21 protein-coding genes are annotated in these 21,524 nt (G+C 64.6%); 12 read left to right on the plus strand and 9 right to left on the minus strand.

The window, feature by feature from the left end:
• Window positions 1-39 precede the first annotated feature (39 nt).
• From ACSBOB_RS18450 to ACSBOB_RS18490, 9 genes are all read left to right on the plus strand, one after another.
• Complete coding sequence (locus ACSBOB_RS18450; protein ID WP_442577557.1) at window positions 40-426, plus strand: hypothetical protein; 387 nt, start codon at window positions 40-42, stop codon at window positions 424-426.
• A gap of 212 nt (window positions 427-638) precedes the next feature.
• A complete protein-coding gene (locus tag ACSBOB_RS18455) occupies window positions 639-1,883 on the plus strand; it encodes a septal ring lytic transglycosylase RlpA family protein (RefSeq protein WP_442577558.1) in 1,245 nt (414 codons plus the stop codon).
• Window positions 1,861-3,099, plus strand: a complete 1,239-nt coding sequence (locus tag ACSBOB_RS18460) for a D-alanyl-D-alanine carboxypeptidase family protein (RefSeq protein WP_442577559.1) — start codon at window positions 1,861-1,863, stop codon at window positions 3,097-3,099. Before ACSBOB_RS18455 ends, ACSBOB_RS18460 begins: the two co-directional genes overlap by 23 nt.
• Window positions 3,100-3,222: 123 nt before the next feature.
• Window positions 3,223-3,894: a dTMP kinase gene (gene tmk / locus ACSBOB_RS18465; RefSeq protein WP_442577560.1), complete on the plus strand. Its 672-nt coding sequence runs from the start codon at window positions 3,223-3,225 to the stop codon at window positions 3,892-3,894.
• Entirely contained in the window at window positions 3,891-4,946 is a 1,056-nt protein-coding gene (locus ACSBOB_RS18470) for a DNA polymerase III subunit delta' (RefSeq protein WP_442583764.1), read from the plus strand. The genes tmk and ACSBOB_RS18470 overlap by 4 nt, the downstream gene beginning before the upstream one ends.
• An 88-nt stretch (window positions 4,947-5,034) precedes the next feature.
• The gene (gene metG, locus ACSBOB_RS18475; protein ID WP_442577561.1) at window positions 5,035-6,585 is read left to right on the plus strand and encodes a methionine--tRNA ligase; all 1,551 of its coding nucleotides are present in this window, start codon (window positions 5,035-5,037) and stop codon (window positions 6,583-6,585) included.
• A 4-nt stretch (window positions 6,586-6,589) separates the two neighbouring features.
• Window positions 6,590-7,384, plus strand: coding sequence for a TatD family hydrolase (locus ACSBOB_RS18480; RefSeq protein WP_442577562.1), 795 nt, complete (start codon window positions 6,590-6,592; stop codon window positions 7,382-7,384).
• Window positions 7,385-7,387: 3 nt separating this feature from the next.
• Complete coding sequence (locus tag ACSBOB_RS18485) at window positions 7,388-8,206, plus strand: MBL fold metallo-hydrolase (RefSeq protein WP_442577563.1); 819 nt, start codon at window positions 7,388-7,390, stop codon at window positions 8,204-8,206.
• 5 nt (window positions 8,207-8,211) lie between these two features.
• A complete protein-coding gene (locus ACSBOB_RS18490; protein WP_442577564.1) occupies window positions 8,212-8,733 on the plus strand; it encodes a chloramphenicol phosphotransferase CPT family protein in 522 nt (173 codons plus the stop codon).
• 100 nt (window positions 8,734-8,833) lie between these two features.
• Here ACSBOB_RS18490 and ACSBOB_RS18495 read toward each other — a convergent pair whose 3' ends face one another.
• Window positions 8,834-9,556 carry a TetR/AcrR family transcriptional regulator gene (locus tag ACSBOB_RS18495; RefSeq protein ID WP_442577565.1) on the minus strand — a complete coding sequence of 241 codons (723 nt, stop codon included), beginning with the start codon at window positions 9,554-9,556 and terminating at the stop codon, window positions 8,834-8,836.
• A gap of 187 nt (window positions 9,557-9,743) precedes the next feature.
• Here ACSBOB_RS18495 and ACSBOB_RS18500 point away from each other — a divergent pair, with 187 nt between their 5' ends.
• Both ACSBOB_RS18500 and ACSBOB_RS18505 read left to right on the plus strand, forming a co-directional pair.
• Window positions 9,744-10,232, plus strand: coding sequence for a RidA family protein (locus ACSBOB_RS18500; RefSeq protein WP_442577566.1), 489 nt, complete (start codon window positions 9,744-9,746; stop codon window positions 10,230-10,232).
• Between the two features lie 193 nt (window positions 10,233-10,425).
• Window positions 10,426-11,541: a D-alanine--D-alanine ligase family protein gene (locus tag ACSBOB_RS18505; protein ID WP_442577567.1), complete on the plus strand. Its 1,116-nt coding sequence runs from the start codon at window positions 10,426-10,428 to the stop codon at window positions 11,539-11,541.
• A 72-nt stretch (window positions 11,542-11,613) separates the two neighbouring features.
• Here ACSBOB_RS18505 and ACSBOB_RS18510 read toward each other — a convergent pair whose 3' ends face one another.
• Together ACSBOB_RS18510 and ACSBOB_RS18515 are read right to left on the minus strand one after the other, a co-directional pair.
• Window positions 11,614-11,913: a hypothetical protein gene (locus ACSBOB_RS18510; protein WP_442577568.1), complete on the minus strand. Its 300-nt coding sequence runs from the start codon at window positions 11,911-11,913 to the stop codon at window positions 11,614-11,616.
• A gap of 154 nt (window positions 11,914-12,067) precedes the next feature.
• A complete protein-coding gene (locus ACSBOB_RS18515) occupies window positions 12,068-12,376 on the minus strand; it encodes a hypothetical protein (protein ID WP_442577569.1) in 309 nt (102 codons plus the stop codon).
• Between the two features lie 263 nt (window positions 12,377-12,639).
• On the opposite strand from ACSBOB_RS18515, the gene mazG reads away from it, so the two are divergent.
• Window positions 12,640-13,464, plus strand: coding sequence for a nucleoside triphosphate pyrophosphohydrolase (gene mazG / locus ACSBOB_RS18520; RefSeq protein WP_442577570.1), 825 nt, complete (start codon window positions 12,640-12,642; stop codon window positions 13,462-13,464).
• Between the two features lie 113 nt (window positions 13,465-13,577).
• Here the strand turns inward: mazG and hflX are convergent, their stop codons facing one another.
• The 6 genes from hflX to ACSBOB_RS18550 all read right to left on the minus strand — a co-directional run bounded on the left by hflX (window position 13,578) and on the right by ACSBOB_RS18550 (window position 21,434).
• Window positions 13,578-14,867: a GTPase HflX gene (hflX, locus tag ACSBOB_RS18525; RefSeq protein WP_442583765.1), complete on the minus strand. Its 1,290-nt coding sequence runs from the start codon at window positions 14,865-14,867 to the stop codon at window positions 13,578-13,580.
• A gap of 90 nt (window positions 14,868-14,957) precedes the next feature.
• Window positions 14,958-15,206 carry an RNA chaperone Hfq gene (hfq, locus tag ACSBOB_RS18530; RefSeq protein WP_106771102.1) on the minus strand — a complete coding sequence of 83 codons (249 nt, stop codon included), beginning with the start codon at window positions 15,204-15,206 and terminating at the stop codon, window positions 14,958-14,960.
• Window positions 15,207-15,350: 144 nt separating this feature from the next.
• Window positions 15,351-16,211 (minus strand): D-amino-acid transaminase, encoded by an 861-nt coding sequence (locus tag ACSBOB_RS18535; RefSeq protein WP_442577571.1) that lies wholly within the window; start codon window positions 16,209-16,211, stop codon window positions 15,351-15,353.
• 174 nt (window positions 16,212-16,385) lie between these two features.
• Window positions 16,386-17,762, minus strand: a complete 1,377-nt coding sequence (trkA, locus tag ACSBOB_RS18540; RefSeq protein WP_442577572.1) for a Trk system potassium transporter TrkA — start codon at window positions 17,760-17,762, stop codon at window positions 16,386-16,388.
• A 35-nt stretch (window positions 17,763-17,797) separates the two neighbouring features.
• Window positions 17,798-19,156, minus strand: coding sequence for a nitrogen assimilation response regulator NtrX (ntrX, locus tag ACSBOB_RS18545; RefSeq protein WP_442577573.1), 1,359 nt, complete (start codon window positions 19,154-19,156; stop codon window positions 17,798-17,800).
• On the minus strand, window positions 19,146-21,434 hold the full coding sequence (locus ACSBOB_RS18550) for an ATP-binding protein (protein ID WP_442577574.1): 2,289 nt from the start codon (window positions 21,432-21,434) through the stop codon (window positions 19,146-19,148). The genes ntrX and ACSBOB_RS18550 overlap by 11 nt, the downstream gene beginning before the upstream one ends.
• Window positions 21,435-21,524: the final 90 nt, after the last annotated feature.

A 21,524-nucleotide genomic window follows, 5' to 3' on the forward strand; every position in this document is an offset into this window, starting at 1 on the left:
GTCCGTACGTAGGACGGTGCGCCGCATGGAGTTCCGCCGATGCCCAAGCTCTTTCTGGCAACTGCCCTGCTGGCTCTCGGCGGCGGACTGGCAACCGCCCATGCTGAGGACCTGCCGGGAGACGCGATCAGGAAACTGGTCGGCGGCAAGCAGGTCTTCCTGTCGACGCCCTACGGCGTCGAATTCCCGCTGCATTACCGGTCGAACGGCAAGGTCAGCGGCGACGCCTCCGGCTTCAGCATGGCAAGCATGCTGGCGCCGAAGGAGGACGGTTCGTGGTGGGTTACCAAGGCGAAACTCTGCCAGAAATGGCCGACCTGGTATGACGGCCGCACCATCTGCTTCACCATCCGCAAGACCGGCCCGGCGTCGCTCGCCTGGACCCGCGACGACGGGCTGAAGGGCACCGCCCGTATCGCCGACTGAGCGTTTTCGAAGTGGACGGCGGACGCTTTGCGGCGGACAAATGGCCGCCGGCCATAATCCTGCCCGTTTCGCGACACATTCGATTAATCGCACACTAAGAAGTTTCTGCCTACAAGAGGGGTGAGGCTTCACCTATCCGGTTGCATCCTGCGCGAAGAATGCGGGAGCGGACGGAGACGGTACGCAAACGAATTGGTTGGGGACGATCTGGAATGGCATTATTGGTGCGTCCGCGGTTCAGCCGCGCCACGTCCGTCGCCGTGATTGCGCTCTGTGCGGGGTTTCTCGCCGCCTGCGCCGGCCCCCAGCCGAAGGCGATGGTCAACAAGAAGCCGCGGTCCAAGGAATATTTTGCCGAATCCATCTGGGGCGTGAAGGCAAGCCCGCGCGTCAGCAATCTCAAATCCAATCTTCCGCGCGGCGGCGGCCGCGACCAGACAGGCAAGCCCTACATGGTTCGCGGCAAGATGTATTATCCGAAGGAAGACAAGAAGTATAAGCGGATCGGCTACGCCTCCTGGTACGGCGACGCTTTTCACGGGCGGCTGACCGCCAACGGCGAAATCTACGACATGACGCATCTGACGGCGGCGCATCCGACCATGCCGCTGCCGAGCTATGCCCGTGTGACCAACATGAAAAACGGCAACTCGGTGATCGTGCGCGTCAACGATCGCGGGCCGTATTCGAACAGCCGGCTGATCGATCTGTCGAAGAGGGCAGCCGATATGCTGGATTATTCGCACACCGGCACGGCGCAGGTGAAGGTCGAATATGTCGGCCGCGCGCCCCTCGACGGCCATGACGACCAGTATCTGATGGCGTCCTATCGCCCCGGCAACAAGGCGCCCGACCCGTCGGACGGACTGCCGACCGGCGTGATGATCGCCATGAACGGCGCGACGCCGAGCGGCGGGACGATCGGCGAGAAGCCAGCGGTGGCTTTCCCCGGCACGCTGACCGACGTCGTGCCGGCACCCGCCGAGCGCCCGGACGCGCAGCCGGTGATGACCGCCTCGGTGACTGACATCGCCGATATCGAATTGCCGGCCTTCGGCCCGATCGTGCCCGAGCGCCCGCAAGGCATCGCCCAGACGCAGCTTGCCATGGCGACGATGTCCTACGCTCCCGAGCGCAACCCAGCCGCCAACGCCTTCGACGCGCTGGAAGGCAACCGCGTGACGGCCGAACAGGTGCAGTCGTCGTGGAAGCAGCTCGACAGCGCAGCGAAGGCCGAGCCGTTCGTCGCCGCCGGAACCTACACCGACAAGGCCGAAGCCGAGCATGTCCGGCAGGAGCTTGCCGCTTTCGGTCGTGTCAGCATCGAAGTGTCCACTGCCGAGGGCGGGGAAATCTATTCGGTGAACCTCTATGAGGACGGCCGCAATTCCCTCGACGATTTGCTCGAAGCCGCCTGGGACCACGGCGCGCCGGATGCCATCGCCATCCGCGACTGACCATCAGTCCAGCTTCCACCGCCGCCTTGCGGCCGGGGTTCAGCGCAGGATCACGGCTGTTGCCTTCAGCCTGAGATCGGTCGCGCTCGTGGCGGTTTGTCTCTGCTTGTCATCCGCTGTCGGTCTCGCCGCACCGTTCGAAACCAAAGCGTCGGAAGCGCTGATGATCGATGCCGAGACCGGCACGATCCTGTTCGCCAAGGAACCCGACAAGCAGGTCGCGCCGGCGGCGCTGGCCAAGCTGATGACCATGGAAGTCGTCTTCCATGCGATCGGGGAAGGGCGCCTCACGCTCGACGACACGTTCGCCGTCAGCGAGAACGCCTGGCGCACGGGCGGCGCGCCGTCCGGCGGCTCGACCATGTTCGCCGCGCTGAAGTCGAAGATCAGGCTTGGCGACCTGATCCAGGGCGTCATCGTGCAGTCCGCCAATGACGGCGCGATCGTCATCGCGGAAGGCATGGCCGGCAGCGAGGACAAATTCGCGGAGCGGATGAACGCGCGGGCCAGGGAAATCGGCCTGGAAGCCTCGACGTTCAGGAATTCCAGCGGCTTGCCGGCGGAGGGGCAGGTCGTCACCATGCGCGACCTGGTGAAACTCGCGAGCCACATCTGGGGCGACTATCCGGCATTCTACAAATACTACGGGCAGCCGGAATTCACCTGGAACAAGATCCGCCAGCGTAACCGCAACCCGCTGTTGGCCATGAACATCGGCGCCGAGGGCATGGCGACCGGCTACACGGAAGGCTCCGGCTACGCGATCGTGGCGTCCGCCAGCCGCAATGGCCGACGCGTCTTTGCCGCAATGAGCGGCATGACAAGCGATGCCGAACGCGCGGCGGAAGCCCGCAGACTGCTCGACTGGGGGATCGACGGCTTAGGGAAGACCGACCTGTTCGCGGCGGACGGCATTGTCGGTGAGGCAATCGTGTATGGCGGAACAAAACCCGGCGTCGCGCTGACGGCAAAGGCACCGGTCGCGATCTTCGTTCCGACGGGCGATGCCGGGCAGGTCTCGGCACGCATCGTCTACGACGGGCCGGTGGTCGCGCCGGTGGAGCAGGGGGCTCCCGTCGGCCGGTTGAAGATCTGGGTGGACGACACGCTCAGCCAGGAAATCCCGCTCTACGCCGCCGAAACGGTCGGCAGGGGCGCGCTGCACAAGCGTGCCGCGGACGCGGTAGCGGAATTGTTAACAGGCTGGATTCGCTGAAATTTTTACGATGTAGCGGCGCAGCCCGGCCGGCAAAGAATTCGGTGCGCTTCAGGCGCCGTTGTAGACCTCTTCGTCCTTGCATCCTATGAAGGATCAGGATTCGGAGCGAGGCCGGCCGATTTGGCGCGCGGACTGTTCATAACCTTTGAAGGCGGCGAAGGCGCTGGCAAGTCGACGCAGATCGCGCGCCTGTCGGAAAAGTTGCGCCGCAAGGGCTACGACACGCTGGTGACGCGCGAGCCCGGCGGCTCGCCTGGCGCCGAGGCGCTGCGACAGGTCATCCTGTCGGGTGCGGCCGAGCCGTTCGGGCCGCGCATGGAGGCGATCCTGTTTGCTGCCGCCCGTTCCGACCATGTCGAGCAGGCGATCCGCCCGGCGCTGGAGCGCGGCGCGATCGTGCTCTGCGACCGTTTCCTCGATTCCTCGCGCGTCTACCAGGGCGCCGGCAGCGACGAGAACCGCGAATTTGTCGAAACGCTGGGGCACATCGCCGTCAACGGCGTGATGCCTGACATGACGCTGATCTTCGACATCGATGCCGAGATCGGGCTGTCGCGCGCCACCGCCCGAAGGGGCGTAGACGAGCCGGACCGTTTCGAGAAGGAAACGCTGGAAACCCACCAGCGCCGCCGCGAGGCCTATCTGGCGATCGCCGAAAAGGAACCGGATCGTTGCATCGTCATTGACGCCTCCGCCAAGGAGGAAGAGGTGGAGGACATGGTGACGGCCGCGGTGTTTGCCGCGCTGGAAGTGCGCGCCAATTCCGGCCGGCAAGCCCGGGAGACCGGCTGATGTTCGAACGCATCGCGCCGGAACAGCACGACACGCTGGAAGGTATTGCCGAGCCTTCGGAAAATGCCTTGCTGGTCGGTCATGCGGAGGCAGCGGCGACGCTCGCATCCGCCTACCGCGCCGGCAAGCTGCCGCATGCACTGCTGCTGGCCGGCCCGCGCGGCATCGGCAAGGCGACCTTCGCCTATCATCTCGCTTATCATCTGCTGCGTCATCCGGCCGCCGCGGGTGCGCCGGAAATGCTCGCCGCGCCAGATACGGACTCGCCCTTGTTCCGGCAGATCGCCATGGGCGCGCATCCCGCCGTGCTGCATCTGACGCGGCCGTTCAACGACAAGACGAAAAAATTCGCGACGCTGCTCACCGTCGACGAGATCCGGCGCGTCAACCGCTTCCTGTCGATGACCTCGCATGACGGCAGCTACCGGGTGGTCATCGTCGATCCCGCCGACGACATGAACACCAACGCAGCCAATGCCTTGCTGAAGAATCTGGAAGAACCGCCTGCACGCACGGTGTTCCTCCTGATCACCCATTCGGCCGGCAGCCTGCTGCCGACCATCCGCTCGCGTTGCCAGATGATCAGGCTGCAGCCGCTGGCGGCCGACGAGGTGGAGACCGTGCTGACGGCGCTTGGCATGCCGCTGCCGGACGATGCCGGCAAACGGGCCGCGCTGCTGGAACGGGCAGGGGGCAGTGTGCGCGATGCGATCCTGCTCTCCGAATTCGGCGGGCTGGAAATCGCCGACACGGTGGATGTGCTGGTCGGCGGGGCGAGTTTCGATTTCGCCAAGGCGCACCGGCTGGCCGACGCCGTCAGCGGTCGCGACAACGAGATCCGCTTCGACCTGATGAATGCGCACCTGCTCGATATCGTCACCCAGGCGGCAGGCAAAGCGGCGGAGACGGGCGAAATCGCCCGCGCCGGCAATTTTGCGCGCGTCTTTCAGGAATTGCGCATTGCGATCAGCGACACGGACACTTACAATCTGGATCGCAAGCAACACACGCTGAACATGATCCTGCGCCTGCACGATACGCTTCGAATGTGACGCCGCATCCGGCCGGGATGGCGGCTGCCTTCCCGTTGCGCTATGCACCCCTCAAAATCGTATCTTTCAGGCTTGGCGACGCACGATCATGGCACGCGAAAAATTTTACATAACCACCGCTATTTCCTACCCGAACGGCAAGCCGCATATCGGGCATGCCTATGAGTTGATCGCCAGCGATGCACTGGCGCGCTTCCAGCGGCTCGACGGCGAGGAAGTCTTCTTCCTGACCGGCACCGACGAGCACGGCATCAAGATGCTGCAGACGGCGCGCAAGGAAGGCATCTCGCCGCGCGAACTGGCCGACCGTAACGCCGCCGAATTCCAGCGCATGGCCAGGGCTTTGAATGCGTCGAACGACGACTTCATCCGCACCACGGAAAAGCGCCACCACGAGTCGAGCCAGGCGATCTGGAAGGCCATGGCCGCCAATGGCGACATTTACAAGGGTGGTTATGTCGGCTGGTATTCGGTACGCGACGAAGCCTACTACGGCGAGGACGAGACGGAAGTGCGCGCCGACGGTGTCCGCTACGGACCGCAAGGCACGCCGGTGGAGTGGGTGGAGGAAGCGAGCTATTTCTTCCGCCTGTCGGCCTATCAGGATCGATTGCTGGCGCTCTATGAAAGTCAGCCCGACTTCATCGGCCCGGCCGAACGCCGCAACGAGATCGTCAGCTTCGTGAAATCGGGGCTGAAGGACCTGTCGATCTCGCGCAGCACCTTCAACTGGGGCATACCGGTGCCCGGCGACGAGGCGCATGTGATGTATGTCTGGGTCGACGCGCTGACCAACTACATCACCGGCGTCGGCTATCCCGATACCAGCGCCGAGAAGTGGCGCTTCTGGCCGGCTGACCTGCATGTCATCGGCAAGGATATTACGCGCTTTCATGCCGTCTACTGGCCGGCCTTCCTGCTGTCGGCGGGCATCGAGCTGCCGAAGCGGGTGTTCGGCCACGGCTTCGTGTTCAACCGCGGCGAGAAGATGTCGAAGTCGGTCGGCAACGTCATCGACCCGTTCGCGCTGGTCGACCACTACGGGCTCGACCAGGTGCGCTATTTCATGCTGCGCGAGGTGCCGTTCGGCCAGGACGGCAATTATAGCCACGAGGCGATCGTCGCTCGCACCAATGCCGACCTCGCCAACGGCATCGGCAACCTGGCGCAGCGCTCGCTGTCCATGATCGCCAAGAACTGCGACGGCGTGGTGCCGAAGCGGGGCGAACTGACAGAAGCCGACAAGGCTATCCTCGGCCAGGCGGAGGCGGCTCTCGGCATCGCGCGCAAGGCGATGGGCGAACAGGCGATCCACCAGGCGCTGGCAACGATCTTCGCGGTTGTCGCCGAGGCCGACCGCTATTTCGCGGGCGAGGCGCCCTGGGCGCTGAAGAAGACCGACCCGGTGCGCATGGAGACGGTGCTTCACACCACGGCGGAAATCGTGCGGCGGCTGGCGATCCTCTGCCAGCCCTTCATGCCGGGTTCGGCCGAAAAGCTGCTCGACCTGCTGGCTGTGCCGGCGGATGCGCGCGGCTTCGACCGTGTCGGCGACGCCGACGCGCTGGTGGCCGGCACGCCGCTGCCGGCGCCGCAGGGCGTGTTTCCGCGTTATGTCGAGCAGGCTGCCGAAGGCTGAAACGATGCTGGTGGACAGTCATTGCCATCTGGATTTTCCGGATTTCGCGGAGGAGCGCGCCGCCATCGTTCGGCGCGCCCTCGACGCGGGCATTGGCCGCATGGTCACCATCTCGACGCGCGTCAGGCGGTTCCCGGAAGTGCTTGGCGTGGCGGAAGAATTTCCTGAGGTGTTCTGCTCGGTCGGCACCCATCCGCACAATGCCGACGAGGAACTGGACATCACCGTCGAAGACCTCGTCCGGCTTTCAAAGCATCCGAAGGTGGTGGCGATCGGCGAAGCCGGGCTCGACTACCACTATGACAAGTCGCCGCGTCCGGCACAGGCGCAGGGTTTTCGCATCCACATCGCGGCGGCGCGCGAAACCGGGTTGCCGCTGGTCATCCACGCGCGGTCCGCCGACGACGACATGGAGGCGATCCTGCGCGAGGAAACAGGGAAGGGCGCCTTCCCCTTCGTTCTCCACTGCTTCTCGTCCGGGCGGCAACTTGCCGTGGCCGGCGTGGAACTCGGCGGTTACGTGTCGTTCTCCGGCATTCTCACGTTTCGCAACTCCGAGGAACTGCGGGAAATCGCCCGCGACGTGCCGCACGACCGGCTGCTGGTCGAGACCGACGCGCCATATCTCGCGCCCGTCCCGTTCCGCGGCAAGCGCAACGAACCGGCCTATGTAGCGAAGACCGCCGCCGTGCTGGCCGAGACGATCGGCGTCGACGCGGCCGGCATCGCTGAAATCACCAGCGGCAATTTCTTTCGCCTTTTCAGCAAGATGCCAAAACCGGCGCAAGCGAGTTCGTAAGGCGTGGGATCAAGACTTCGCCTCACCATCCTCGGCTGCGGCTCGTCGCCCGGCACGCCGCGCATCACCGGCGACTGGGGAAATTGCGACCCTTCCAACCCGAGGAACCGCCGCACGCGTCCGGCCGCCATGGTCGAACTGATCGCCGATGGCGGCGGTGTGACCCGCGTGATCATCGACACCGGCCCGGATTTCCGCGAGCAGATGCTGGCCGCGGCCGTGACGCGCATCGACGCCGTCATCTACACACACGCCCATGCCGACCACATCCACGGCATAGACGATTTGCGCAGCTACATGCTGGAGCAGCGGCACCTGGTGAACGTCCATGCCGACCAGCCGACGCTGGACCGGCTCATGCAGGCTTTCGGCTACTGTTTCGAGACGCCACCCGGAAGCTCGTATCCGCCGATCCTGCGCGCGCACCGGATCGACCACGCGGAGCCGGTGATCATCATGGGCGAGGGTGGAGCGCTGGCCTTTGAGCCGCTGCCGCAGATCCATGGCGACATCATCTCGCTGGGCTTCCGCATCGGCCCGATCGCCTATTGCCCGGACGTCAGCAATTTTCCGCCGAGCACCGCCGAGCGGCTGACCGGACTTGAGTTGCTGGTGATCGACGCGCTGCAGTACCGCACGCATCCCAGCCATTTCTCGCTGGCCGAGGCGCTGGACTGGATCGAGAAACTCAAGCCGCAACGCGCCGTGCTGACGCACATGCATGTGCCGCTGGACTACGCCACCGTGCTCGCGGAAACGCCGCCGCATGTCGAGCCGGCCTATGACGGGCTGGTGCTGGAGGTGCCTTGCCGGATTCCTTGAAGCCCATGGAAACCGGCCGCATCATCTTCCTGAACGGCACGTCGAGCGCGGGCAAATCCACCTTGGCGAAAGCGCTGCGCGCAGCGCTGAGCGAGCCGTTCTGCTACTACGCATCCGATCAACTGGCCGACGCGGGATTTCGGACGATCAGGCGTGGTCTGCATGGCGCCACGCCGGGCGAGCGCGAAAAATTCTTCGACGGATTTCATCGCTCGATCGGGGCCTTTGCCGCGGCCGGCAACGATCTGATCGTCGAGCACATCGTCGAGCAACAAAGTTGGGCCGACCAGCTTGCGGCCCTGCTGAGCGAGATGGACGTGTTCTGGATCGGGGTGCATGCGTCGATCGACGAACTGGAACGCCGGGAGCGTGAACGTGGCGACCGCAGCATAGGCGAAGCCCGATACCATCTGAAGACGCACGGCTTTTGCAGCTATGACCTGGACGTCGATACGAATGAACCGATCGACGGACTGGTGGCGCGTATTGTCGAGGCGTGGCGATCTCGGCATCGTTTAGTTCCATAATATATCTTATGCGACTTTTGGATGATGAAAGAAAGCGCTGGCGCGCGTGGCACTGCGGTGGCGTTAAAGTCCCTGTCGCGATGAATGCCGCCACGACGCTCTAGCGGCGTTCAGACCGCATTGCTTCTGGTCCTGGCGCGAGACCGTCGAGCAGGAAGTCGAGGCCTTCGCGGAACGCACCGTCCCAATCGTCGTCCAGCAGCAGACGAGAGCGTTCGATCGTCGGATACCGTTCGCCGAGGCTCGTCAGGCGCCGCTGCGCGGCGGCCCTGTCGTCATCCGAGCGGTCGAAGCTCGCCCGGGTGACGGTGGCGCCGACTACATAGTTCCAGAGCGACCATATGGCGACGTTCATGTCCGCGTCGGCCACACCGGCCCCGGACAGGGTCTTGCCCAGCAGTTCCAGGCGAGCGAGGATGTTCGGGCCGAGTTCCCTGCCCGGCAAAAGCGATGCCGACCAGGGATGGCGCAGCATGACTGTACGCCAGTCTTCGAGCATATGAACAACGTCTCCGCGCCAGTCCCGGGGCTCGACCGTTTGCGGCGCTCCTCGATATTCGAGCACAGAGTCGAGCGCCAGGTCGAAGACATCCTCCTTGTTGTCGATGTGCCAATAGAGGCTCATCACGCCCGAACCGAGGCGATCGGCCAGCCGACGCATCGTCAGCCCGTCGATTCCCTGGGCGTCCAGCAGTTCCACCGCGGTCGAAACGATGCGTTCCAGGGAAAGTGGCGGTTCACCGCGCGGCTCCCGCGCGGGCTGGAGCCACACGCTTGTGCGCTGAGACCGTTTGCTGCGGGCGCTGCCCGGTTTGGTTGCCATCCGTCTTCCTTGCTGATCAGAGCGCCGACTTTGGCTGGCGACGCGACGAATGTCGATCCCGGACGATTGACTCGTATGATGTACGATGCGATGAATCGTATAGCGTACGAGTCATCGCCCGCGACAGGATCAAAGTCCAGTCATGCCGCCGGGCGGTGCTCGTTATCCGCAAAGCCGAGAGAAAATCATGTCACACGCAATCAAGCACCTGCTTGCCGGAGGGTTATTCATCATGACCATGGGCGTTCCCACTGTGGCGACAGCGAATGAGAGCGATCTCAAGCTGACCATCGTCAATCCAAAGACCCTCCACGACCCGTCGCCGAATGGCTACAGCACGGTGGTGATCGCGCCCCGCAACGGCCGGGTGGCGTACATCTCCGGACAAGGCGGCCAAGACGGCACCGGAGCCCTGTCGCCCGACTTCGCCGTCCAGGTCAGGCAGGCCTACGCAAATCTGCACACTGCCCTCGATGCGCTCGGCGCCAGGCCGGATCAGGTCGCCAAACTTACGGTCTTCGTGGTCGATCACGATATGTCCAAGCTTGGGGTGCTGACCCAGAACGTCAGGGAAATGTTCGGTGGGGAACTGCCGGCGCAGACCCTGGTTCCCGTTCCCAAGCTTGCAATCGATCCCATGCTCTTCGAGGTGGAAGCCGTCGTCATACTGGAATAGCGGCGCCGGCCGCCTTCGCCTGTCCGCGACCTGGCAGGGCTTTGCCTTATGCACCAAAACGTCCCTGCCCTGCGGCCGCTGTCGCAACTTGCCGGCGGCGTTGCATCCGTCTTGCTTCAACGTCGGATTGCCGGCGCAAACTCAAAATTGCCCGGTTCTGCACTGCATAAGTCTCCTCTCCCGCCGTCGTGGCATGGGAGAATGGGTTTCGAATCAAATCCTTCTGGAGACACTCTTGGCCGACACATCGAGCAGATTACGCATTGCCGTGCTTTTCGGCGGACGATCCTCCGAGCACGAGGTCTCGATGCTTTCGGCAACCAATGTCATGGGTGCGCTGGATCCCGCCCGATACGATGCCGTTCCGATCTTCGTCACGCGCGAAGGGCAGTGGCTGTTGAGCAGATTCGACGATGGCGTGCTGGCGCAACCGTCGAGCGGCACGGAACTCTGCCTGGTGCCGGGCCGCGGCGGGCGCATGATCGCGATCGATGCCGGCGCTTTCCGCGAATTGCCGGCGGTCGACCTCCTCTTTCCGGTGCTGCACGGCCTGCATGGCGAGGATGGCTCGGTCCAGGGCCTTGCCGAAGTGGCGCGTGTCCCCCTCGCGGGCTGCGGCATACTCGGTTCCGCGACTGCGCTCGACAAGGACATCGCCAAGCGGCTGCTAAGGCAGGCGGGCCTGCCGGTGGCGCGCTCCGTGACTATCCACGACGGCGCGGCGCCCAGCCTTGCTGCGCTGGAAGACGAACTCGGCCTGCCGCTTTTCATCAAGCCGGCGCGGCAGGGCTCGTCGGTCGGTGTGCGAAAAGTCTCGGCCAGCCAGGAATTCGGCGTCGCGCTTGCCGAAGGTTTTCTGCACGACCGCAAGCTCCTGGCGGAGGAATTCGTCAAGGGCCGCGAGATCGAGTGCAGCGTGATCGAGGATCCGCAGGGCAATCTCTTCGTGTCGCGTCCCGGCGAGATCGTGCCGGCCGAGAGCCACGGTTTCTACAGCTACGATGCGAAATACATCGACGAGAACGGCGCAACGCTGAAAGTCCCCGCCGAACTGCCGGAGGAAATCGAAAGCGCGATCCGCGCCATGGCGGCGGACGCCTTTCGCGCCGTCGGCTGCGACGGCATGGCGCGCGTCGATTTCTTCGTGACGCCGGACATGCGGTTCGTGATCAACGAACTCAACACCATCCCCGGCTTCACCAACATAAGCATGTATTCGAAGGCGATGGCAGCCAGCGGGGTCAGCTATCCGCAGATCATCGATCGCCTCGTCGAGCACGGCCTGGCGCGCGCCGGGCGGTCGGCTTAGGCCCGTCACTCGTCAAGGCTGCCCGACCGGACGAGACCGCCGGGCTTGCGCAGGGTTGCGCCGACGGAAGATTCAGCGCGACGAGTGCGGCGGCGCCACGCACTGGATCACCGGGCACGCGCCGTCCGCAGCCGGAACGCTGCGGGTCCGCGCGATCTGCAGACCCTCGCAATCCTGGCCGCTGCCGACATAGAGGTTGTAGAGGGGCACGCCCCCCTGCTTCGATTGGAAGCGCAGGATCGCCGGGCTCTCGCGCTTCAGCGCCGCCTGGATGTTCGCGCAGGACATGCGCTGCGTGTCGTAGCGTGACACCGCGCCGGCCGGCGCGACGGCGACCAGTACGGACACGACTGCAAGCAGAATTCTCTTCATGGGAAAGCCTCGTCAACGCCCGCCTGCGTTCACATCTATGCGCTGCGCCATTTCGCGCAAGCACGCAGACAAGCGTTACCGGTCGTCGCCGGATCACATACACGTCAACGGCGGACGCCGGGCGCATGTGCGCCCGGCGCTTGAGCTTAGCCGGTCAGGGCTTCATCCACGAATGGCCGGTCGTCACGCACTGGATGACCAGGCACGATCCGTCCTTGGCAGTGATGCGGCGGTTGGTCGGAGCCTGGCCCGTCGGGCACATGTCACGTCCGCCGAAATAGGTATTGTAGAGGATCAGGCCAGGCACACGCTTCGACTGCGTGCGCAGGATCGCCGAGCCCTGCTCCTTCAATGTCGCCTGAATCTTCGCGCACAACATGCTGTTCATGTCGTAGCGCTCGATCGCGCCCGCCGAACTCGTGAGGAGGGCCAGGGATACGGCGGCCAGCATAAGACTTTTCATGAATTGCCTCGTTCATTTCCTCCCGCGCCGACGGTAGGTGCGGAGGCAAGACAGGCATGCGACAGACCGGTTCGCGAAAGCGTGTTTTCCGGCCTTTGCTGGACATGCCTGCCATGTGCAAATGACGGTTGCCGTCGGCCACGCACATCCCACAGGCCCATGCGGCCGGCTGGTGGCCGCTCCTGTGGATATCCCTGCCCCGCCGAGACAATCCGCTGGCCTGCCCGGATGCGGTGGCGGCCGGATCGGATAGACTTGCCGCCATGAAACCGTCCCGCGACATCTCCCGCCTGATCGAAATCATGGCCGCGCTTCGCGCCCCGGTGGGCGGTTGCCCGTGGGACGTCGAGCAGGATTTCAAGTCGATCGCGCCCTACACGATCGAAGAGGCCTACGAGGTCGCCGACGCCATTGCGCGCGGCGATCTCGATGATCTGCGCGAGGAGCTTGGCGACCTGTTGCTGCAGGTCGTCTATCACGCCCGCATGGCCGAGGAGGCCGGCGACTTTTCCTTCGGCGACGTGGTCGAGGGCATTACGAAAAAGATGATCCGCCGCCATCCCCATGTCTTCGGCGACGCTGAGGCCCGCAGCGCCGGCATGGCGAAAGGCATGTGGGAGAAGATCAAGGCTGAGGAGAAGGCGGAGAAGCGGGTGGCGCGGTTGGCGCGCGGCCTCGATCCGGAGGACAATGGCAAGGGGTATCTGGATGGTGTCCCCCTCGCCTTTCCCGCCCTTACCCGCGCCCTGAAATTGCAGGAGAAAGCGGCCCGCGTCGGCTTCGACTGGGGCGATGCAGCGCCGATCCTCGACAAGATCGAGGAAGAGATCGCAGAACTGCGCGAGGCGATCGCGGCCAAGGACCTGGCGGCTACCGAGGACGAGTTCGGCGACGTGCTGTTCGCGCTGGTCAACTTTTCCCGCCACCTGAAGATCGACCCAGAGGCGGCGCTCAGCGGCACCAATGACAAGTTCCGGACGCGGTTTCATCTGGTCGAGGCCGCCTTGCGGACACAGGGACGCTCGCTGCAGGACGCGACGCTGGAAGAGATGGAGGACGAGTGGCAGCGGGCTAAGACTGTGCGGTGATGGATGAGGGAGTTGGACGGAGTGCTGCGTAGCCAAGCCGGCTCTTGCTTCGGCACACCCCTCGCGGTCCCAGGGCGAACGGGGGTGCCGAACCATATAACGCTTCGCGCGCCCTATCCTTTGGCCTTCAGCCGGCTCTCGATCTCGTCGCGGGCTGTCGAAGTCGCCAGCAGTTTGAAGGCGACGCTGCCGTCCTCGTTGTCGGTGCGTGAGATCACGTCGCCGTTGCGGTAGACCCAGTCGACAAGGCCGAGTTGCGACGGTGCCAAGGTGATCTCCACCTCGGCCAGCACGCCCGAAAGCCGCTGCTCGATAAGCGCCGACAGCGCCTCGATCCCCTCGCCCGTCACCGCCGAAATCGGCACCGGCGGGCTGTCCTCGTGCAGGCGCGCATCCTCCAGCATACGCTGGCGCGTCGCGTCGTCGAGCAGGTCGATCTTGTTCCACACTTCGACGACATGCGTCTCGGCGGTGTCGACGCCGAGATCGGCGAGGATGCGCTCGACATCCTCGGCTTGCGCCGCCGTGTCCGGATCGGAGATGTCGCGCAGATGCAGCACCAGATCGGCCTCGATCACCTCTTCCAGCGTCGCGCGGAAGGCGGCAACCAGATGCGTCGGCAGGTCGGAGATGAACCCCACCGTGTCCGACAGGATGACCGGCGTGCCGTGCGGCAGGCGCACGCGCCGCAGCGTCGGGTCGAGCGTGGCGAACAGCATGTCCTCGGCGAGCACCTGCGCCCCGGTCAGCCGGTTGAACAGCGTCGATTTTCCCGCATTGGTGTAGCCGACGATGGCGACCACCGGAAACGGCACTTTTCGGCGTTTGGCGCGGTGCAGGTCGCGGGTGCGGCGCACCTGCTCCAGTTCCTTCTTCAGCTTGATGATCTTGTCCTGCAGCGCGCGCCGGTCGGCCTCGATCTGGGTTTCGCCCGGACCGCCGAGGAAACCCGCGCCGCCACGCTGGCGTTCGAGGTGGGTCCAACTGCGGACCAGCCGCCCCTTCTGGTAGGTCAGATGCGCGAGGTCGACCTGCAGCGTGCCTTCCTTGGTGCGTGCGCGCCGTCCGAAGATTTCCAGGATCAGCCCGGTGCGGTCGAGCACCTTGGCCTGCGTTTCCTTTTCCAGGTTGCGCTGCTGCACGGGTGTCAACGGGTGGTCGACAATCAGCAGGCCGGCATGCGTATCCTTGATGATCGCCGCCAGTTCCTCGACCTTGCCGCTGCCGAACAGCGTCGCCGGGCGCGGGTCGTTGACGTTGACGACGACCGAATGGGTGATTTCGAGGTCGACGGCGCCGGCCAGCCCGACGGCTTCTTCGAGGCGGGCTTGCGCGGATCGTGTCAGGCGCGGACGGCTGCGGTCGTCGTCGTCACGGGCCGCAGGCAGCACCGGCACGACCACGACGGCGCGCTCGGTTGGCGCCTCGCGCGAGACGCTTGCGCCCTTCCCCTTGCCGGGCGCGCCTGCACCCGCGGAAATGTCATGTGTCAATCAGGAACCTTGGCTGCCGTCTTCGGCGTCGAACATCTGCACCGGCTGGCTGGGCATGATCGTTGAGATCGCGTGCTTGTACACGAGCTGCGAATGCCCGTCCCGCCGCAGCAGGACGCAGAAATTGTCGAATGAAGTCACGACCCCGGTCAATTTAACGCCGTTGATCAGGAAAATCGTAAGCGGGTTTTTGCTCTTGCGAACAGAGTTCAGGAAAAGGTCCTGAAGGTTCTGCGATCTTTCCGCCATCGTTTTGTTCTTTCGCCGGTCCCCTGGGAGTTGCAGGCCAATGCGCCAAATTAATCGGCACGTGTCAAGCAAGCAAATCCACACTCCGCTTGTATCCAGACAAGCGCAATCAGGTTTGATTCAGATACGTCAATGTGCCCGGTATCAGGCCGGGCGTTTTTCCGCAACGTCAAAAAAAGCTTCTCGTAGGGAAAGTGCCACCGATCCCGGATGTCCATTGGCGATCGGCTGGCCGTCGATGGCGACAACCGGCATGACCACCGTGGTTGCCGAGGTGATGAAGGCTTCGCGCGCCGCCTTCGCCTCCTCGACGCTGAAGTAGCGTTCCTCGACCACAAGGCCTAGCGACTTGGCAACGGCGAACAGGGTGGTGCGGGTAATGCCGCGCAGAATACCCTCGTCGGCCGGACGTGTGACGAGCTTGCCGTCGGCGGTGACGATCCAGGCGTTGGACGATCCGCCTTCCTTGACGTTTCCGTCGACATCGACGAACCAGGCTTCCTGAGCGCCGGCCTCCTTGGCGCGCTGCTTGGCGAGGACGTTCGGCAGAAGTCCGACGGTCTTGATGTCGACGCGATCCCAGCGGGTCTCCGGCACGGTGATGACCTTGATGCCGGTTTCTGCCCGTTTGGCGTTGATGGCCGGATCAGCCTTCTTGGCGATGACGACCAGCGAGGGTCTCGCATTCGCCGGGAAGACGAAATCGCGGTTGGCCACGCCGCGCGTCACCTGCACGTAGACCAAACCATCGGACACCCGATTGCGGCGGATCACCTCGCCAATGACGACCTCCAGCGCAGCCCGGCGCACCGGCCAGCCGATCGACAATTCGCGCAGCGAGCGCTCCAGGCGGTTGAGGTGCCCGGTCATGTCGATGATGTGACCACGCGCCACTTCGCACACCTCGTAAACGCCATCGGCGAACTGATAGCCGCGATCCTCGACATGCACGCTGGCTTCCCGGTGGGCGACGTAGCGCCCGTTCACATAGGCTATGCGCGGCATACGGCTCTGTCCTTCCGGCACGTCGATCGACTGCTCCCCTTATCCGATTCAGCGGAGCCGGCAAAAGGGCGGAGTTTGTGCTGGGGACAATCGTGGAGCAAATGCGCCTGCGCTGCCGAGACGGAAATCCTGTTTCGACACGACGTCTGTTATCAGACGGTTGCTCTTGTCCGTTCAGAAGAACTCCAGGCTGACCCGAAACATCTGCTCCACCTGCTTCACCGCCTTTTCCAGCGCGAAGATCACCACGCGGTCCTTGGCCTTGATGCGCAGCGAGCCGTTGGGCTTCAGAACGACGCCGTCGCGATAGACGGCGCCGATGCGCATACCATCGGGAAGGTCGAGGTCGCGCAAAAAGACGCCGACGAGCGGCGAGGTTTCCAGCGCTTCTGCCTCGATGACTTCCGCCGCGCCATGCTGCAGGCTGTGGACGGCGCGGATGCGGCCGCGCCGCACGTGCTGGAGCACCCGCGAGACGGTTACCGAGCCAGGGTTCAGCGTGGCGTCGATGCCGACCGTCTTGGTGATGTCGAGAAAACTCGGATTGTTGATCAGCGCCAGGTTGGACTTGCAGCCCAGTCGCTTGGCCATCACGCTGGACAGGATGTTGACCTGATCGTTGTTGGTCAACGCTACCATCAGCTCGGCTTCCTGAATGTCGGCCTCGTGCAGCAGCCGCTGGTCGAGCGCGCTGCCGTGCAGCACCACGGTACGGCGCAGCGAATCGGCGGCGGCAACCGCCCGCTCGCGGTTGGACTCGATGATCTTGATCTTGGTGCGCCCCTGCTTCTGCTCGATCTGGCGGGCGACGTAGAGGCCGATATTGCCGCCGCCGGCGATGACGATGCGGGTCGCCTCCTGCTCCTCGTGGCCGAACAGGCCGAGCGTGCGGCGGATCTGGTCGCGGTTCGCCACCACGTAGGCGATGTCGCCGACCAGCAGCTGGTCGGCCGAGCGCGGAATGAACAGTTTTCCGGCGCGGTTGACGCCCACCACTGTCGCCGGCAGGTCCGGGAACAACTGGGAGAGCTGCGACAGCGGCGTGTTGATGACCGGGCAATCCTCCAGGCATTCGATCGCCACCGTGGCGATCTTGTTGTCGGCGAAGCGCACCACGTCCATCGCGCCGGGCAGCGCGATGCGACGCATCACCATCTCGCCGACCTCCAGTTCAGGCGAAATGATGACATCGATCGGCAGGTGCTCGCGCGAGAACAGGTCCTGGTAGTGCGGCTGCAGATAGGCTTGCGCGCGGATGCGGGCGATCTTCATCGGCACATTGAACAGCGCGTGCGCCACCTCGCAGGCGACGATGTTGACCTCGTCATGGAGCGTCACGGCGATGATCATGTCGGCATTCTGGGCGCCGGCCTTTTCCAGCACGTCGGGATGTGCGCCGTGGCCGACGAAGCCGCGCACGTCCAGCGCGTCGCGCACCGTCTGGATCAGGTCGGGCGAGGTGTCGATGATCGAGACGTCGTTCTTCTCCGCCGCCAGCCGCTCGGCAATGCCGTAGCCGACCTGCCCTGCCCCGCAGATGATGACGCGCATTCAGAAACCGACGATACGGAGGCAGATGCGCAAGATCAGACCCCCAGCGATTTCAGCTTGCGGTGCAGCGCCGACCGCTCCATGCCGATGAACTCGGCGGTGCGCGAGATGTTGCCGCCGAAGCGGTTGATCTGGGCGATCAGATATTCCTTCTCGAACATCTCGCGCGCCTCGCGCAGCGGCAGCGCCATGATGTGATGGTCGTTCTGGCTGGGCGCGCGCGGCATCACGTCGCCGATCTCCGCCGGCAGGAGGTCGGAGGTTATCGGGGCGTCGACGTCGTCGCCGCGCACCAGGATCATCAGCCGCTCGATGTTGTTGCGCAACTGGCGGACATTGCCCGGCCAGTTGTGCGCCTGGAGCACGGCCATGGCGTCGTCAGCGATGCGGCGCTGCTTGATGCCGGCGGTGCGCGCCACCTGCTTCATGAAATTGTCGACCAGATAGGGAATGTCCTCGCGCCGTTCCGCAAGGCCCGGCACCAGCACAGGAACCACGGCCAGGCGATGGTAGAGGTCTTCGCGGAAACGGCCCTCGGCGATCAGGCCCTCGAGATTCTGGGCGGTCGACGAGATGATGCGGACGTCGACCTTGACGCGCTTGGTGCCCCCTACCCGCTCGAACTGCTGCTCGACCAGCACGCGCAGGATCTTTGCCTGCGTCTCGCGGGGCATGTCGGCGACCTCGTCGATATAGAGGATGCCGCGATGCGCCTCCTCCAGCGCGCCGACCTTGCGCTCGGTGCCGTTCGATTCGGTGCCGAACAGCTCGATCTCCATGCGTTCCGGCGTGATCGTCGCAGCGTTCAGCGACACGAAAGGCCCGGTCCTGCGGGCCGACGCGGCGTGTATGGCGCGGGCCACCTGCTCCTTGCCGGCGCCGGACGGCCCCATGATCATGATGCGGCTGTTGGTGGGCGCCACGCGCTCGATCGTCTGGCGCAACTGCGTCATTGCCGAAGACATGCCGATCAGGTCGTGGGTGTCGCCCCGGCTCTTCAGCTCCGAGACCTCGCGCTTGAGCTTCGAGGTCTCCAGCGCGCGCTCGGCGACCAGGATCAGGCGGTCCGCCTTGAACGGCTTCTCGATGAAGTCGTAGGCGCCGCGGCGGATCGCCGACACGGCCGTCTCTATGTTGCCGTGGCCCGAGATCATCACCACCGGCAGATTGGGGTGCATGGTCTTGATCTCGTCCAGCAACGCCAGCCCGTCCAGCCGAGACCCCTGCAGCCAGATGTCGAGGAACACCAGGCGTGGCACACGGTCGGCGATGGACGCCAGCGCGCTGTCGGCGTGGTGCGCCGTCCGCGTCTCGTGGCCTTCGTCGCTCAATATGCCGGCGACCAGTTCGCGAATGTCTTCTTCGTCGTCGACGACAAGGATATCAGACGCCATTTCCGACCTTTTCAGTTTCTTTGTGTGTTTGCGAAGGGAGCCCCTCATCCTTCGTCTGTTCGGCCGAAGCCGGCAGGAATATGCTCACCATCGCGCCCCTGCCCTCGTGGAAATCCGCGGGGGCATCATGCAGTTCCAGCCTGCCCCCGTGATCCTCGATGATCTTCTTGACGATGGCGAGGCCAAGCCCGGTGCCCTTCTCCCGGGTCGTCATATAGGGCTCGAGAAGCCGCTGGCGATTCTCGCGCGGCAATCCCTTGCCATTGTCGATGACGTCGATGCGGATGACGCCGCTTTCCTGCCTGGCCGCGATGCGCACGACGCCCGGCTCGCCTTCCGCCCTGTCGACGGCGTCGATCGCTTCGGTGGCGTTCTTGATGACGTTGCCGAAAGCCTGCGCCAGTAACCGGCTGTCGTATTTGCCCTTCAGCACCTCGCCGCCATAGGCGCGCTCGAAGGCGATGTCGGAGCGGCTGACCTCGATCAGGAACGACGCCTCGCGCAGCGGCTCGCGCAGGTCGACCTCCCTGATCTCCGGCTTCGGCATGCGGGCGAAGGAGGAGAACTCGTCGACCATGCGGCCGATGTCGCCAACTTGCCGGATGATCGTGTCGGTGCACTGGTCGAAGATTTCGCGGTCGTCGACGATCACCTTGCCGAAGCGCCTGCGGATTCGCTCGGCCGACAGCTGGATCGGCGTCAGCGGGTTCTTGATCTCGTGGGCGATGCGTCGCGCCACGTCTGCCCAGGCAGAGGTGCGCTGCGCGGTGACCAGGTCGGTGATGTCGTCCACCGTCACCACGAAGGACTGTTCGCCGGCATCGCGCTCGCCGCTCTCCAACGTCACCTGCACGTTGAACGTCCGCTCGGCGCCGGCGCGAAAGAACGTCACCTGCTCGCGATAGACCGGTCGGCCGGAACTGCGGCCGATCTCGAACACCTTACCCACATGCGGCAACGCCTTGGACAGGTTCCTGCCGACGCTGGCCTCGGCCGAGATCGCAAGCATGGTTTCCGCCGAGCGGTTGACGATGGTGATGGTGCCGGCGGAATCGACGCCGATGACGCCCGCCGTCACGCCGGCCAGCACGGCTTCGGAAAACCGCCGCCGCTCGTCGACGAGGTCCTTGGCGGAGAGGATCTCGTTGCGCTGCGACTTCAGTTGCAGCAGCATCTTGTTGAACGTGTCGCCCAGCGACGCCAGGTCGCCGTCCGACGGCCGCACCGGCACCGAGACGTCGAGATTGCCGGTCGCCACCTCGTCGGCCGCGCCGATCAGCTGGCGGATCGGCCGGACCAGCCGGTCGGCCACCGCGATGCCGGTCCAGATCGCCGCCAGCACGATGACCAGCGTCACGCCGAGATAGAGCAGCCCGAAGGCGACCTGCGTCGTGCGGCGGTTGGCCTCCAGCCCGCGATAGTCGGCGGTGTTAACGGTGACGATCTGCCGGGCCTTGATGACGTCGGGGTCGACCAGCCGGATCGTGTAGAGATAGGTGTCGTCGAACTCGCGCAGCTTGACCACGGCGCCGACGATGTTCTTGGTGCCCGGATCGATCAGAACCGGCTGCCCGCCGGCCGCATCCTCCACCGTACCGGCCGGAGGCTCCGGCATGGTGAAATCGGCCGCCGTCTTCGCCTGCATGATGAACGATCCATCGGGTCGGATCAGCGCGGCATGCGCCAGCGCCCTGCCCACCGCCTGCTGGCTGAGGAAATCGCGAAAACCCGTCCGGTCGAGATTGTACAGGGTCCTGGCGTTGGCCAGGTCGTAGGCCATCGACAGCGTCGTGCCCTGCAGGTTGCGGGCGTTCTCCCGCACGTAGGCCTCGGCGATCGACAGCGAGGAATTGACGATCGTCCTGGTGCGGATCTCGAACCAGCGGTCCAGCCCGACATCCAGCGTGATCGAGGCAAAGATGGCGACGATGATCGCCGGGATGGCCGCGACGATGGAGAACATCGCGACGATGCGCACATGCAGGCGCGCCGCGGCCTTCTCGTTCTTGCGGGCGGCGACGATCCGGTGCACCTCACGCCCGATCAGGCCCATCAGGAAGATGATCAATGCGGCGTTGATGCCGATGATGGCGGCCAGCGTCGTCGTGCTGTCCGGCGCGATCGGCGTGGCGCCGACCAGGATCGCGAAGGAAAGCGCGGCGGTGACCAGCGCGCCCACCACCGCGACGATGCCCGTCAGCGCGAGCAGCCGCCGTCCCTCGAATGCCCGGGCATTCGTGAACAGGGGCGTCGGTGCGGCGGTCGAGTCGATGGCCATGCTTGCTGCTTCGTCCGGAACGTCACGGATGTATGCAACGCATTGTGGCGATTATGCAACAAAACCCTCAGCAACCGAAGCGGCTTCCCC

The sequence above is a fragment of the Mesorhizobium sp. KACC 23794 genome (assembly GCF_052180275.1).
Lineage (GTDB): Bacteria > Pseudomonadota > Alphaproteobacteria > Rhizobiales > Rhizobiaceae > Kumtagia.